At 66.6% G+C, this 12967-nt stretch carries 13 protein-coding genes and 1 pseudogene; 9 read left to right on the forward strand and 5 right to left on the reverse strand.

The genetic code is table 11. The annotated features are described in order from the left end of the window. Positions 1-41 precede the first annotated feature (41 nt). The 4 genes from ACLJO0_RS41880 to ACLJO0_RS41895 all read left to right on the forward strand — a co-directional run bounded on the left by ACLJO0_RS41880 (position 42) and on the right by ACLJO0_RS41895 (position 3015). Complete coding sequence (locus ACLJO0_RS41880; protein WP_410585469.1) at positions 42-1139, forward strand: hypothetical protein; 1098 nt, start codon at positions 42-44, stop codon at positions 1137-1139. A gap of 22 nt (positions 1140-1161) precedes the next feature. After that, positions 1162-1650: a hypothetical protein gene (locus ACLJO0_RS41885; protein WP_410585470.1), complete on the forward strand. Its 489-nt coding sequence runs from the start codon at positions 1162-1164 to the stop codon at positions 1648-1650. Between the two features lie 232 nt (positions 1651-1882). Then, a complete protein-coding gene (locus ACLJO0_RS41890) occupies positions 1883-2749 on the forward strand; it encodes a hypothetical protein (protein ID WP_410585471.1) in 867 nt (288 codons plus the stop codon). Continuing rightward, positions 2710-3015 carry a 3-oxoacyl-[acyl-carrier-protein] synthase III C-terminal domain-containing protein gene (locus ACLJO0_RS41895; RefSeq protein WP_410585472.1) on the forward strand — a complete coding sequence of 102 codons (306 nt, stop codon included), beginning with the start codon at positions 2710-2712 and terminating at the stop codon, positions 3013-3015. Before ACLJO0_RS41890 ends, ACLJO0_RS41895 begins: the two co-directional genes overlap by 40 nt. A gap of 151 nt (positions 3016-3166) precedes the next feature. Here ACLJO0_RS41895 and ACLJO0_RS41900 read toward each other — a convergent pair whose 3' ends face one another. Further along, positions 3167-3529, reverse strand: a complete 363-nt coding sequence (locus ACLJO0_RS41900) for a hypothetical protein (RefSeq protein WP_410585473.1) — start codon at positions 3527-3529, stop codon at positions 3167-3169. Positions 3530-4807: 1278 nt separating this feature from the next. On the opposite strand from ACLJO0_RS41900, the gene ACLJO0_RS41905 reads away from it, so the two are divergent. Then, positions 4808-5035, forward strand: coding sequence for a helix-turn-helix domain-containing protein (locus ACLJO0_RS41905; RefSeq protein WP_410585474.1), 228 nt, complete (start codon positions 4808-4810; stop codon positions 5033-5035). 1072 nt (positions 5036-6107) lie between these two features. Here the strand turns inward: ACLJO0_RS41905 and ACLJO0_RS41910 are convergent. The 3 genes and pseudogenes from ACLJO0_RS41910 to ACLJO0_RS41920 form a co-directional block, all read right to left on the reverse strand. Then, a pseudogene (locus tag ACLJO0_RS41910) lies at positions 6108-6479 on the reverse strand (MFS transporter); the annotation flags it as partial. Positions 6480-6672: 193 nt separating this feature from the next. Then, positions 6673-8313, reverse strand: a complete 1641-nt coding sequence (locus tag ACLJO0_RS41915) for an ABC transporter permease (RefSeq protein ID WP_410585475.1) — start codon at positions 8311-8313, stop codon at positions 6673-6675. Further along, positions 8310-9218, reverse strand: a complete 909-nt coding sequence (locus ACLJO0_RS41920) for an ATP-binding cassette domain-containing protein (protein WP_410585476.1) — start codon at positions 9216-9218, stop codon at positions 8310-8312. The genes ACLJO0_RS41915 and ACLJO0_RS41920 overlap by 4 nt, the downstream gene beginning before the upstream one ends. 176 nt (positions 9219-9394) lie before the next feature. Between ACLJO0_RS41920 and ACLJO0_RS41925 the strand changes: the two genes are divergently transcribed. Both ACLJO0_RS41925 and ACLJO0_RS41930 read left to right on the forward strand, forming a co-directional pair. Then, positions 9395-9610, forward strand: coding sequence for a hypothetical protein (locus ACLJO0_RS41925; protein WP_396567773.1), 216 nt, complete (start codon positions 9395-9397; stop codon positions 9608-9610). Beyond that, on the forward strand, positions 9610-10305 hold the full coding sequence (locus ACLJO0_RS41930) for a winged helix-turn-helix transcriptional regulator (RefSeq protein WP_410585477.1): 696 nt from the start codon (positions 9610-9612) through the stop codon (positions 10303-10305). Before ACLJO0_RS41925 ends, ACLJO0_RS41930 begins: the two co-directional genes overlap by 1 nt. A gap of 285 nt (positions 10306-10590) precedes the next feature. Here ACLJO0_RS41930 and ACLJO0_RS41935 read toward each other — a convergent pair whose 3' ends face one another. Then, positions 10591-11133, reverse strand: coding sequence for a hypothetical protein (locus ACLJO0_RS41935; protein ID WP_410585478.1), 543 nt, complete (start codon positions 11131-11133; stop codon positions 10591-10593). Between the two features lie 152 nt (positions 11134-11285). Here ACLJO0_RS41935 and ACLJO0_RS41940 point away from each other — a divergent pair, with 152 nt between their 5' ends. Further along, the gene (locus ACLJO0_RS41940; protein ID WP_410585479.1) at positions 11286-11765 is read left to right on the forward strand and encodes a cation:proton antiporter regulatory subunit; all 480 of its coding nucleotides are present in this window, start codon (positions 11286-11288) and stop codon (positions 11763-11765) included. A gap of 2 nt (positions 11766-11767) precedes the next feature. Next, positions 11768-12952 carry a cation:proton antiporter gene (locus tag ACLJO0_RS41945; RefSeq protein WP_410585480.1) on the forward strand — a complete coding sequence of 395 codons (1185 nt, stop codon included), beginning with the start codon at positions 11768-11770 and terminating at the stop codon, positions 12950-12952. Positions 12953-12967: the final 15 nt, after the last annotated feature.

Here is a 12967-nt window from a genome sequence, read left to right on the forward strand (position 1 = left end):
CCATACCCACCGAGATTTCCTACCCACGACGGGGAGAAAGCATGTCAACGACCATCCATTCCGAGACCACCCCTCGCACCCACGCCTACTCTGACGAAATCTCCGAACGGTCGATCCATTTCGTCGGTTCACTGCCACCCGCGGTGTCCAAGACCGACCTGCAAGCCATGCAATGGTTCCTCGACCATGGAGCCGACACGAACCTCCTCACGCTCCCCAGCGACCGCGACCCGCGCTGGATCATCGACTGGCTCGACAACCTCACGAACGTCCCCGCTCTACTGCCTCGCCGAACCGGCAACTCGGCCGGGTATGACGACATGCCGACCTACCGCCTCGCACCGGGCCGGTTCCTCGCCCCCGAAGACGTCTCCCTGCGCCGCGTCCGCGACGTCACCGTCGCCATGGCCACCCGCCCACGCCTGCGCACAACCGGGGACTTACCGCCACACCAGGTATCGATCCCCAACGCCCTGGACCTCAGCTACTTCTGCTTCGGCACCCCCCGCCCCGCCCTCGCGGCACTGCCGATCTTCCGCGACGCGCTGATCGAGGACGTCCTCGAGATCCACAATCGCTGGGACGCCGAAGTCACCTTCCAGCTCGAGACGCCTGCTGTGCTCACCCTGTTCGAGCGCACGCCGCGGCCGCTGTGGAAGATGCTCGCCCTCGGGCTCGCGAAACAGGCCGCAGAACTGATCACCGCCGCACCGCCGGAGATCAATTGGATCATCCACCTCTGCTACGGCGACCTGGCCCATCGGCCGATGTTCGAACCCACGGACCTGGTCGCCGCCGTCCTCTACCTCAACGCCCTCGAACGCCGCCTGACCAAGGCCGGCTACCCCATACCGACCGCGCACATCCCACTGTGCACTGGAACCAGCGCGCCACCAACCGACCGCGCCTTCTATCGCGCGCTGGGGCACCTCCGCAGCAATATCGACATCATCGCGGGACTTGTCGACGAAAGCCACGCCGCAGCGTCCTTCGTCGCACTCCAGCTCGCGGAGGACGAATTTGACCGTCCAATCAGGACAATTGCCGCATCTTGCGGACTCGGCCGACGCCCACCCGAGGCCGCCGCCGCCAACATACGACTCGCCCGAAAGCTCGCCCGCACACCCATCCTCCACTAACCCACGCCGTCAGGAGCAGGTCATGACCAGCACAAGCAGGGCGGTTCACCGGCCACCGACCGGTGCCGACACCCACGTCCACGACGACGGCAGCGCCAACACCGCGATCATCTACGCACCAGCCGTGCACGTTCGCGCGGTCTCCGCCGGGCGCATGCACATCCCCGGCGGAAAGACCACCACGCCCCAACGTCACCGAACCACCGAGGCAATACTGACCATCATCAGCGGATACGCCGCGATCCTGTCCGGACACCACCTCGAGACAGCTCTGCCCCGCCCCGGCGACATGATCTACATCCCACCGGATATGCCCTACTGCGTAGTGAATCTGAGTCTCAACGCCTCCGTACTCATCACCTGTTTTCGTGGCGATCCGGGATTCAGCGCCGACATCGAGTACCTCCCCGATCTGAGGCCACGGGTACTCCGGCAAGTGGACAAGCTCCGCAACGACCACATGCACCGGCTCATGAGCCGCCGCACCGGTCACGTCCGCCGCATCCGCTGACCCCTCACGCCTCCACAACGTCGTCCGGAGACTCCGATGCGAGCAACCATCCTGGCCACAGCACAGGACCTGCTGACCCGCCACACCTGCGACAGTGACGAGACAGCTTTGTCCCTAGACGAAGTCGCGGCCTGTTCGGGTCTGTCCCGACATCACCTACGCGCTTACTACACCTCCCCCGAGGCCATCGTCCGCGACCTGCACCATCGCTCGACCGGAACCAGGAGTACACATGCGCTGGACTGACATCCACATCCGCGGCGTCGGAGCCGCGCTCGGCGACCTCGTGCCGGTTCGCGAACTCACCGCCGCCTCGACGCGCCGCACCGACTCCCCGACCGGACAGCGGTCCATCTCCCTCGCCCGCGGCCGGACCGGCATGGACCTCGCGGTCCAAGCAGGCCGCAACGCGCTCGCGAGTCTCGCTATGACCACCGACGGACCCCTGGCCGTGCCCGACCTTCACTTCCACGCCGCGATCTGGCGAGGATCCCGCGGACTCGACTTCTGGTCACGCGCCGCCTACGTCCGCTCCCGCCTCGGCCTCCCCGCCGGCCCCGGCATCGCCACCGAAATCAACGCCATGAGCAACTCCCTGATCGGCGGCCTGGACCTCTCCGCACGCATCCTCGCGGGCAGCAAAGACGCCGGAACCGTCATGCTCACCGGCGGCGAAACCTTTGGACCGCCTGCCTTCGACCACCTCACCGCCGACCGCGACATCGCCTACGGCGACGGCGGCTCCGCACTCATCATCGGCCGCGAGCCCGGCCTGGCCGAAATCCTCGCGACAAGTTCCTGGAACGACCCTACGCTGGAACAGCTCCACCGCGGCGCGACACGGTTCCAGCCACCCGGGACCACCGAAGTCGGGATCGAAGCCATCCGCGAACGCAAAGCCCATTACACCGACACGGTCGGCGCCGCATCCATACATCAGCGCAACACGACCGGACTGACCTACGTCGTGGACGAAGCGCTCAACCACGCCCAACTCGGCACCGCCGACCTGAGGTGGGTCCTTCTGCCGCACTACGGACATCGTCTCTTGCACCGTCAATGCCTACAACCGCTCAGGCTCCCCCGGAGCGCACCCTGATCCACGCCGGCGACCAATGGGGCCACGTCGGCCCCAACGACCAGCTCATCGGCCTCACACACCTGCTGACGCGCCACGCCGTCGAGCCATGCGACCATGTCGCGCTCATCGGCATCGGCATCGGCATGACCTGGACCGCCAGCATTCTCCGCATCACCGCAATCCCCAGCGAGATACGGAACTACCAGCTACCGACCCTGCACCCCTGGACCACCCGGACGCCAGCACACACCACGAATGACACAGTCCGGAGGCTTCACCAGTAGCGAAACCGCCGATGCACGTGATCTCCGCACTGGCTCCTGCATCCGCCAGCGTCCAGACCTCCCAACCGCACCACTGGTGATCCACATGTACAGCTTGACCGACGAACTATGCGGCCACGAAGACCTGAGCAGCACTGCCCAGGACCCGGCTCTAGCCGAACTCGACAACACGCTCTTCGGCCCTCCGTACATCTACATCGCCGCCGACAACACCGCCGTCGCCGCGGTTCACGAGCGACGCGCCCACGCCGGCGATCGGCCTGTCAACGCAGTTAGTATCGTCGGCACCCTGCACCCGGCTGCCTGCGGAATCGACATCGATCCCAGTGACACTGGTGCACCACCTGAAGCAGGACATGCCTTCGGCGACGCCCTCGTATCCTGGTGCGAACGCCTCGGCTTTCCCTGGCTGCGACGCTCCTCCGGCAGACCCGGCCACCTGCATCTCATCGCCCTCGTCCCGCCGGAGCTTCGTCAGGAACTTCGCAACCTCTGTGCTCAGCTCGCGCGACACCATGCCATCTCAGCGACTGTCCGCTCCACACTTCGCCTCACTGCCGCGCCTCACCGTCTCGGCTTCGCCAGCCCGATCATCGACGGCACGCTGGAAGCACGCGACCTACCCGCACCTACGCGAAACCGGCCCCGACTCTGCGCTCGATCTCGTCCACATCTGCTCCCTTCACGATCGCCGCATGCCAGAAGCCGCTCGGAAGGCGAATACGGTGACGCTCTCGGGCGGGCCCGCGCGCTCTGGACCACCGACCAGGCATGGCGAGCAGCAAACCGCCCCGGGAGCAAGGCAGCCGAAATCGGCAAACAAGCCTGGCAACGCTGGTTCTGGGCCCCTGCCCAAACGATCGTCGACGCCGAGCGGGGCCTCCTGGAAGATGTCGCATGGCGACACTTCACAGAAGCTTCCCCAGTACAAGCACGGTATCTCGGCAATACACGCTGGCGCACCGAACGCTGGCTACCCGCGCTCGAGGAAGCGCGTACCGACCGTCCCCGCCGCCGCCGAACTAGTCCAACTCAGCAGCAGTCACCGGCGGGGCCCAGCAGCGATCAGCGCAACAAGATCGCCCTGACACGCCGGCTCCTGCGCATAACAGCGTCCCTGCATCTGCTGCGTTCACCCGCTACGCAGGCCTCTGTAAAGCCTGCAACTCTGTACGCCGCGCTCGACGCCATCGCGACCGCCATCGTCACCCGATCCGGATCGATGTCGGTCCGATCGTGGGCCGAGAGGTCTCTCCTTGATCCCAAATCAGTTCGGCGAGCACGTGACACAGCCGAACTGTTCGGTCTCATTCATCGCACCCATAGCTACCACGGCGGCCCCAACGATTGCGACAGCTGGCAACTCACAAAGCGCCTAGCCGACCTATTATCGCGCCTCCTAACCCAATCCCCCACTATTCTGTACACCCCCCACACGCTAAGCCTTGGCTCAGCAAACTATCAACGCCTGCGACGCACTCATCTAGACGAACAAACGTTGTGGCGTTCAGCGTGGAAAGAACTCACCAAGAGGCACGTCGCTCACACCATAAACGCTTCCCCATTCGCTACGTATCCAACGTTTCACCACCAAACGCGATTCGCTTACTTTACTCCGGAGCCAGCACTCACCCGTGATCGAGAGAAAGTCGGCTTTATTCCACTTGAGCCTACTTTCGTTCATGAACGACGCTATTCACGTCAAATACGCGGCCCATAGCACAGGCCTTCAATTCATGCACACCAGCAGCCTTCCCACATCGACGCGCCAGATTAAGCCAGTGGGGCCAAAATGAGAAATCTAGATGACGAGCCCGAGACGCCACGCTTCCACAGTGTTGCCGAAGCCGCGAGAATTCTACGCATGTCACCAATGACACTATATCGTGCAATCGACTCCGGTTCATTTCCCGCCGTACGAGTTCGTGGCCGGCTGGTCGTGCCAGCACGCGCAATAGACAGCATGGAGAACGCTGCCTTATTTCGCGACGAGGCCGTCGACGCCGCCGAGTTTACTTGAGGCAATGCAAATCGAAGCTACACCACCTCCGGACCTCACCCCTACCTGACTCACGGGAGCAACCAACCGAGCCCGCCAGTTCCGGGATGCGTCACGGAACTGGCGGCAAGTACGTCATGAGCAGGCTCGCCACCGCCCGCAACAGCACCGGCGACAACCCTGCTGGGCCGGACAACATGACTTCGACGTCCCGGCAGTGCATCAGTTCGATCGCGGCTCCCCAAGGTTCGAAGGAGTGCTCCAGCACCGTCGCCGCGGTCGTGGCCGACCGGCATGTATCCCGTTGTGCTATGCGCCTTCGGGCCGGCCCAATAGGAGCCGTGGTCATCGATGTACTCGATGTGAGACTCGGCCGCGGTCATTCGGCCGAGTTCGTCGATGGCGACGTTTCAGCGGTGGGTGAACGGTGGCCGACGTACGTAACGAGCCCGTGGCGGTCTGTTTCACCCGTGTGCGCGGATCCTCTCCGGCAGGGTCGGCGCGTTGAGATCGCAGAGCTCGCACCTCGGCAACGGGGGAACTCGCAGGTCGAAGACGTTGAGGTTCCTATCGTCTTCGAGCGAGTCGAGCAGGTCCCTGTAGCAGGGTGCCGTTCAAGCGGAGCCGGAGCGCGGTCATGTCGCCATCGTCACCCAGGCATGTATGTTCGGGGGGGGGGCGGTTTGATGCGACGGGCGGCACGCCTACTCGTCAAGGGGTGGATGTTTCCGCCTGTACTTCCGCATGATCCGCTCCGCGCGCTTCGAGTCCCAGACCCTCCACTGGTAGACAGCAACGCAAATCAGAGCCAACAGGGTCAAGAAACCCAAACCCATTAGCAGCTCCCGAATTACTTGCATCGCGGCCTCCAACCTCCCACATCAAGTCGTTGCCGCCAGCCACAGCGTTACTCCCTTGAGTCGGCAGGTCGTCGGTAGGCACGAGTCTGGGCGGACCCGCCACACGCGTTTCGGGGATGGCCATCCGCACAAGCCCGCAGATACGGTTTCAGGCTATGACCGACTCGACACTCCCCACCCGCGAAGCCCTGCTCGAAGCAATCCGTCTGATCGGCCAGACACCCAGTGGTGAGCCCCGCGGCGCCGACGATCCCGGTGACCGAACCGACCTTGTTCCCCGGTGCCAGCAGGGCGACGAGTGCGAAGACCGCACCACTGCCGGCGCCGAGCGCAGCAGCCATGGACAGGAAGGTGATCGTGCCGACCGGCATCAGCGCCGGGGTGAACGCCGTGACCGCGGCCGCGGCGGCGATTAACGCGAAGACTCCGGCTAAGACCCGGACCGGACCGATCCGGTCGGACAGCCACCCGCCCGCGGGGCGCATCAGCACGGCCAGGAGCACGAAGCCGGCTATCCGGTTGGCCACGTCGGTCTGAGTGAGCCCGTAAGCGGCCTTCAAGTAAGCGGGCAGATAGACGGAAAGCGCGACGTAGCCGCCGAAGGCGTTCCTTCACCCTGACCGATGCCACCGTCCTGCTCACCTCGGCCGCCTCCTCGGTGCTCGCCGCCGGACTCGGACGCCGCAACGGGTACCACGAGGCTTACGCCCCCGCAGGTGACCAGACGGACCCGGCGACGCCATCAACGACGTAGAACCCATGCACCGCATCTCCTCTCGAGCCGCCAGGTGATCGGGGTCAGGTGCTCAGGTCCCGGCGGCCGTAGCCGACCAGGCCCGCGAGCACGAGAAGTCCCGCTGTCACGAGGAGGATGACGATGGCGCTCCAGTTCGGCGGCTCGGCCGGGACCGAGGCGAGATGGCCGAAGGGTGTCAGGTAAGTCAGCCATGACGGAGCTTCGACGCTTCGCAGGACGACGTTGAGAAGGAAGCCGCCGACGACGGGGAGCGCGCCGAGCACGGCGACCGCACGCGGCGCCCAGCCGAGGGCGAACACCGCGGCACCGAGCGAGAGCAACGCGACCGGCGCCGCGTTCCACGCGCCGGTCAGGGCGGAGACCAGGCCGAGTGGCGCGACCGCGATGGTGGCACCGGTCCAGAGCGACAGCCCTGCCGCGGCGAGAAGCGCGAGCAACGCGACCACCGACACGGTGATCTCCGTAAGGGCGAATCTGCGGCGTGGAATGGGCAGGGCGAGTAAGGGCGTCCACCTGCGGTCGGCCTCGTCTACGGCGAAAGCCGCGATCCGGGTGGCGCCGTAAAGACCGGCAGGGATGGCAAGGAGACCGAACATAGCGGCGGCGAACCCTTCGGCGGTTCCGAGGCCGGCGAACCCGGCCGCGCCCGCGAGCTCCGCGAACCGCTGGTTCTCCTGCAGGAAACGGAGAACGGAGGAGATCAAAACCCCGACAAGGAAGAAGTACGCGACGATTCCGAGGGCCCAGCCCGCCGTGGCACGCAGGGTGCGCCGCACGGCGAAGCCGGTGATGGAACCGAGCAGCCGTGTCCGCGGCCGGCGACAGCCGGACGGGTTGAGCAGGCCACGGCCGACGTCTCGGTGAACGGCGGCCACACTCGCGCCGGCGGTGAGCACGACCGGGAATGCGAAAAGTACGAGTAGCGGCGCCGCCTTGTTGCCCGCGTATGGCGACGCTTCGCCTGTCAAGCCGAACGGGGTGAGCCACGCGACCCACGAGAGCGTCTCGGCGCCGTCCGCGAGCATGCGCAGGAGCAGCCCCGCGCCGAGAACAGCGACGGCAAGGCCCGTCGCCGCCGAACGGGTAGGCAGGACCTGAGCCGCGAGCACTCCCGCCGCGGCGAACGTTAGGATCACGCCGAGCAGACCGGCGGCGTGGATGAGCGCACCGGCGGGCCTGGTTCCGGTGAGCAGCAGGGCCAGCGCCACGGCCGAGGCGATGACGACCGCCGCGGCACCCAAGGCGATCAGGCACCGGATCACCAGGTCCAGCGGCCGGAGCCGTCCGGCGAGCAGCAGGTCGGCGCGACCGGCGTCTTCGTCACCACGGGTCAGCCGGGTCGCGGTCAGAAGCGCCCACACGGCAACCAGGACCTGTACCGGCGTCCCCGTTCGCCACACGGTGAACCCACCGGGATCGTCGAGCGCGACCGGTGGCCCGAACAGGATCCGGATGGCCGGATTCTCCGCCAGCGCCCGGAGCGCCGATCCGTCGAGTGCCCCGGCGAAGGTGCTCTGGTATTGGCCTGCCACGAGAGCGGACATCCCGGCCGCGGCGAAGGCGACGATCAGGGCGCCGCGGCGCGTCCTGCGGGCGAAGTGACGAATGACGGCCAGGTTCGCGCTATCCTGCCCGGCAGGTTCTGTCGTGGGCGCAAGGATTTCCGCAGGCGCTGTGGTCATCGCGCGTTCTCCCCGTAGTAGTCGAGGAAGATCTCCTCGAGCCGCGGTTCACGCATCGATATCGTGGTGACGTCGGCCGCGGCGAGCGCCCGCAACGCCGGCCCCGGGGGTCCGGACAGGGTGAACCGGACGCGATCGCCGTCCAGTCGTTCGACCTCGATGACACCAGGTATGTCCACTAAGGACGGCTCCTGCCCACGGAAGGCCACCTCGGCGGTGGTACGGCGTAATTTGCGCAGCTCCGCGATCCCGGCGATCTCGACGAGCCGTCCGGCGCGCAGGATCCCGACCCGGTCGCAGACGGCCTCGACCTCGGCGAGCTGATGTGAGCTGAGGAAGACCGTCTGGCCACGTTCCCGGGCTTCGCCGACGCAGCGCTGGAATTCCCGCTCCATCAACGGATCCAGGCCGCTGGTCGGCTCATCGAGGACGAGCAGGTCCGCTCGGGCCGAGAACGCAGCGACCAACGCGATCTTCTGCCGATTGCCGGTCGAATAGGTCTTCGCTCGCTTGTCCAGGTCGAGCGCGAACCGGCTCACAAGTTCCGCGCGATAGCGGGTATCGACGTCCGGACCGACCCGGCCCAGCAGCTCGAGGATTTCGGCGCCGGTGAGCTCCGGCCACAGCGCGACGTCGCCAGGAACATAACCCAGCAGCCGGTGTGCCCGGCGAACATCCGACGCCGGAACACCGAACACGGTGGCCGTCCCGGCCGACGGCCGGATCAGGCCGAGCAGCAGCCGGATCGTCGTGGACTTGCCCGCACCGTTCGGACCGAGGAAGCCGAACACCTCGCCGGCGGGAACGGACAAAGTGAGGTCGTCGACCGCGACGGTGCGACCGAACCGCTTGGTCAATCCATCGACGTGGACGGCAGGAGGGCGGGTCGCGGCTACGGATGACATGGGAGCCCTTTCGCGGTCGGCGAATTCTGTTGCCGACCAGACTTCCCGGCTCTCCTGCGGGCAATGTACTCCCCCTGCGACGCGAGGCACCAGATGAATCGTCAGGCAGTCGTCAGGTTCACCCCAGCGCGGAACCGGAAGAATGGGCCGGAGGTCAAGTGCACGCGAGGAGAGTGATGAGCGTAGAGACCCCGAGCGCGAAGGACGTCGTCGAAGACGTTTCCGTCTGGCTGGCCAGCGAGTTCTCGACGAAATTGTCCCCGGTCGCGGTCGGCGCCATCGTCCGCGCCACCCACCGCGACCTCCAGGAACAGATCGTCCCCGAAGCACTCGGGGAGATGCTTCACCGGATGGCGCGGCACCGGATCGCCCGTCTCGTCCAGGTGCTTTGATGCGCTACGAACAGCACTGCCCGATCGCGCTGGCGACCGAGGTGGTCGGCGAACCGTGGACGCTGCTGATCGTCCGGGAACTGCTGCGCGGCAGCACCACGTTTCCGGACGTCGCCGCCGGTGTTCCGGGAATGTCCACCGGGTTGCTGATCAAACGGCTCCGGACTCTGGGAACCGCGGGAGTGGTCGTCCTTCACCCGCCGAACCGGCCTCAGCGGGTCGAGCTGACCGAAGCCGGCCGCGAACTGGCGGCGGTCGTCGAACAGCTCGGCAGCTGGGGTGCGCGCTGGTTGCCGCCGCCACGGCACAACGACCTCGATCCTGCCCTGCTGTTACGCGATATGTCCCGGGAGATCGACCGATCGGTCCTTCCGGACAAAGCAGTGTCGGTTCATTTCCGGTTTACGGAGTCGCCCGGGCCGCGTTGGTGGTGGCTCGTACTCTCGCGGGACCTCGCGGCACCGACCATCCACGATCCACGGCTGCCACAGGCGATGCGGATCGACTGCACGCTCGGCGCGCTGGCTCAGGTCTGGCTCGGCCACACGGACTGGCTGGAAGCCCTGCGGGACAAGGCGATCGTGATCTCCGGACCCCGGAGTGCCGTCCGCGAGGCGATCACCTGGCTCGGTACGAACCGCTTCTCCGGCAGCAGAAACGCTACCGATGCGGGCGCGCCCACACTGTCCTCATAGGAGGGTTCCCTCCTGGATGTCCCGCGTGGGTCGGAGGTACCCGTGAGACTTGCCGGTTGAGGGGTCGCGGCTGAGGCGCTGTGCGTCGCGGCGGCGGGGGCGGGTCCGGCCGATTCACCCAGGAATCGAACAGCAGGACGAACGCGGCGAAACCCACCGCGGCGAGTCCGAGTAGCCATAGCCCCTGAGTGACCAAGAGCGCTGCCACCAGCACGGCGGGAACGACGGCAAGCAGGCAGAAGGGATCCAGTCGGCCGAATAGGGGCCGTCCGCGTTTCTGGGGATTCATGGCACTCCTTGGTTCGCTCCGGCTTGTGCCTCCAGAAGTTCCGCCGCGCGAAGCTCGGCGATTCTCGCCTTCTCCTCTGCCTCCTCCGCGAAGTGGCGATGACGTGCCGAGACCGAGTTGTCGCCACGGTGCAGGATGACTTCGCCGCGCTCACGATGGCCCTCCGCACGTCTGATGGCCGCGAACGCGAGGCAAACTTCGATCTCCTGCGCCGTCGACCCGCGTGCGAGCCGCCGGGCCCTGCTCCGACGTTCCGCCGCCATGGCGAGTTCGTCATAGGCCATGTAGTGGCAGGAGGCCCGTTCGGCGAGGTCCCGTTGGCGCTGCGCCAGGAGCGGCTTGCCCGCGACGACCGATTCGGCCGCCAGTTCGAGGTGCTCGCCCGCGATTTCGCGGAGACGCGCCGCGTGACCACGCAGCCGACTCGCACGCGACAGCCCGCTATCGCTCTCCGCAGTCGGTGTTCCAGATGGCTTCGCAGCGTCCAGATACAGCAGCTCCGTGAGCGCCCTGCTACGCAACCTGACCGTCGGCGCCATCACTTCTCCTCGTCCACGACCAGATGCCCGCCACACGCCGAGCCTGTCACGGAAGGCAGAGGGCCGACCTGACGAAAACCTTACGATCGATCACGGAAGCACACGGTGCACACAACGGTTGCGCCGGCCGTAGCCGCAGTAAGGATGAAGCCATGGACGTCAACGAGGTTCTCCTGCCCGGTGTCGGGCTTCGCTACGAGTTCGTCAACGCCGACGGCGACCGGATCGGCATCGTCGCTCGTAGATCAGGCACCTTCGAAGTGATCGGATACTCGATGACCGACCCGGACGAAGGTGAGCTCCTGTTCAGGCTCACCGCTGCCGAAGCGGACACGGTCGCGGAGATCCTCGGGGCGCCGAGGATCGCGGAGCGCTTCGCCGACCTGACCAAGGAGGTACCCGGCCTCAGCGCGGGCCAGATCGTGGTCCCGCCGGCCTCCGACCACGTGGGACAGCCGCTCGGCCACACCAGGGCCCGGACCCGCACAGGAGCGTCCGTCGTCGCCATCGTCCGCGGTGGCGAGGTCATCGCGTCACCGCCGCCGGACGAAGTCCTTCGCGACGGGGACGTTCTGGTGGTGATCGGAACGCACGAGGGGATCACCGGCGTGCGCGCGATCATCGAGAGCTGACCATGCACACCTCGCTCGCGCTCCTGCTCGAGCTCGGCATCATCCTCCTGGTGCTCAGCGTGCTGGGCGCGTTCGCACGCCGCCTGTCGCTCTCACCGACCCCCCTTTACCTCCTTACCGGCCTGGCCCTCGGCGAAGGCGGAATCGCGCCTATCCCGGCAGCCGGAGACTTCGTCCAGACTGGCGCTTCGATCGGCGTCGTCCTCCTCCTGCTCACCCTTGGCCTGGAATTCGACGCCTCCGAGCTCCGGGACAGCCTCCGCCGTCATCTTCCCTCCGCCGTCGTCGACCTCGTACTGAACGCGGCGCCGGGAGCGATCGCGGGATGGCTGCTCGGCCTGGACTGGGTGGGGGTCTTCGCCCTCGCCGGGGCGACCTGGATCTCGTCCTCGGGCATCATCGCCCGGCTACTCGCCGATCTGCGACGGCTCGGTAACCGGGAAACCTCCGCGGTGCTGTCGATCCTCGTCATCGAGGACTTCGCCATGGCGTTGTACCTCCCTGTGCTGGCGGTCATCGCGTCAGGAGGTACCTGGGTCGAAGCGATCACCGGTGTCCTGATCGCGATCGTCTGCGTCGCCGCGGCGTTCCTCGCGTCCCATCGGTGGGGACATCACGTCAACCGGTGGCTCGCGCATCCCGACTCGGAACAGCTGATGCTGCGAGTCCTCGGCTCGACCCTCGTCGTGGCCGCACTGGCAGAGTTCGTGGACGTGTCCGCGGCCGTCGGCGCCTTCCTCGTCGGTTTGACCCTCACCGGCGACGCGGCCGAACGCACGAGGACAGTGCTCGCACCGCTGCGCGACCTGTTCGCCGCCGCGTTCTTCCTCTCGATCGGGTTCGCGGTCAGCCCGGCGGGCTTGTTGCCCGTCCTGCCCGCCGCGCTGGCTCTCGCAGTGGCGGGGATAGCGACCAAATTCGCGACCGGCTGGCTGGCCGCACGCCGGGACGGCGCCGCACGCCGAGGACGAATCAGAGCCGGGACGGTCCTGATCGCGCGCGGGGAGTTCTCGGTGGTGATCGTCAGCCTCGCGGGCACGGCGAGCGCCGCGCTCGGTCCGCTCGTCACCGCCTATGTCCCCATCCTCGCCACAGCTGGGCCAGTGCTCACCCGCTGGCCACGACGGAAACCGAGAACGCCCGAAGTCGGGGGCAAGGAGCCACCGGTGTCCCCGACTTCGGCGTGACGGGGACGGCGGTTT

The sequence above is a fragment of the Amycolatopsis sp. lyj-108 genome, from assembly GCF_046549005.1.
Lineage (GTDB): Bacteria > Actinomycetota > Actinomycetes > Mycobacteriales > Pseudonocardiaceae > Amycolatopsis.

What these genes read in the sequence shown, in the direction of transcription:
- ACLJO0_RS41880 (WP_410585469.1), top strand. Translation starts at nt 42, where the DNA reads ATGTCAACGACCATCCATTCCGAGACCACCCCTCGCACCCACGCCTAC.
- ACLJO0_RS41885 (WP_410585470.1), top strand. Translation starts at nt 1,162, where the DNA reads ATGACCAGCACAAGCAGGGCGGTTCACCGGCCACCGACCGGTGCCGAC.
- ACLJO0_RS41890 (WP_410585471.1), top strand. Translation starts at nt 1,883, where the DNA reads ATGCGCTGGACTGACATCCACATCCGCGGCGTCGGAGCCGCGCTCGGC.
- ACLJO0_RS41895 (WP_410585472.1), top strand. Translation starts at nt 2,710, where the DNA reads ATGCCTACAACCGCTCAGGCTCCCCCGGAGCGCACCCTGATCCACGCC.
- ACLJO0_RS41905 (WP_410585474.1), top strand. Translation starts at nt 4,808, where the DNA reads ATGAGAAATCTAGATGACGAGCCCGAGACGCCACGCTTCCACAGTGTT.
- ACLJO0_RS41915 (WP_410585475.1), bottom strand. Translation starts at nt 8,313, where the DNA reads ATGACCACAGCGCCTGCGGAAATCCTTGCGCCCACGACAGAACCTGCC.
- ACLJO0_RS41920 (WP_410585476.1), bottom strand. Translation starts at nt 9,218, where the DNA reads ATGTCATCCGTAGCCGCGACCCGCCCTCCTGCCGTCCACGTCGATGGA.
- ACLJO0_RS41925 (WP_396567773.1), top strand. Translation starts at nt 9,395, where the DNA reads ATGAGCGTAGAGACCCCGAGCGCGAAGGACGTCGTCGAAGACGTTTCC.
- ACLJO0_RS41930 (WP_410585477.1), top strand. Translation starts at nt 9,610, where the DNA reads ATGCGCTACGAACAGCACTGCCCGATCGCGCTGGCGACCGAGGTGGTC.
- ACLJO0_RS41935 (WP_410585478.1), bottom strand. Translation starts at nt 11,133, where the DNA reads ATGGCGCCGACGGTCAGGTTGCGTAGCAGGGCGCTCACGGAGCTGCTG.
- ACLJO0_RS41940 (WP_410585479.1), top strand. Translation starts at nt 11,286, where the DNA reads ATGGACGTCAACGAGGTTCTCCTGCCCGGTGTCGGGCTTCGCTACGAG.
- ACLJO0_RS41945 (WP_410585480.1), top strand. Translation starts at nt 11,768, where the DNA reads ATGCACACCTCGCTCGCGCTCCTGCTCGAGCTCGGCATCATCCTCCTG.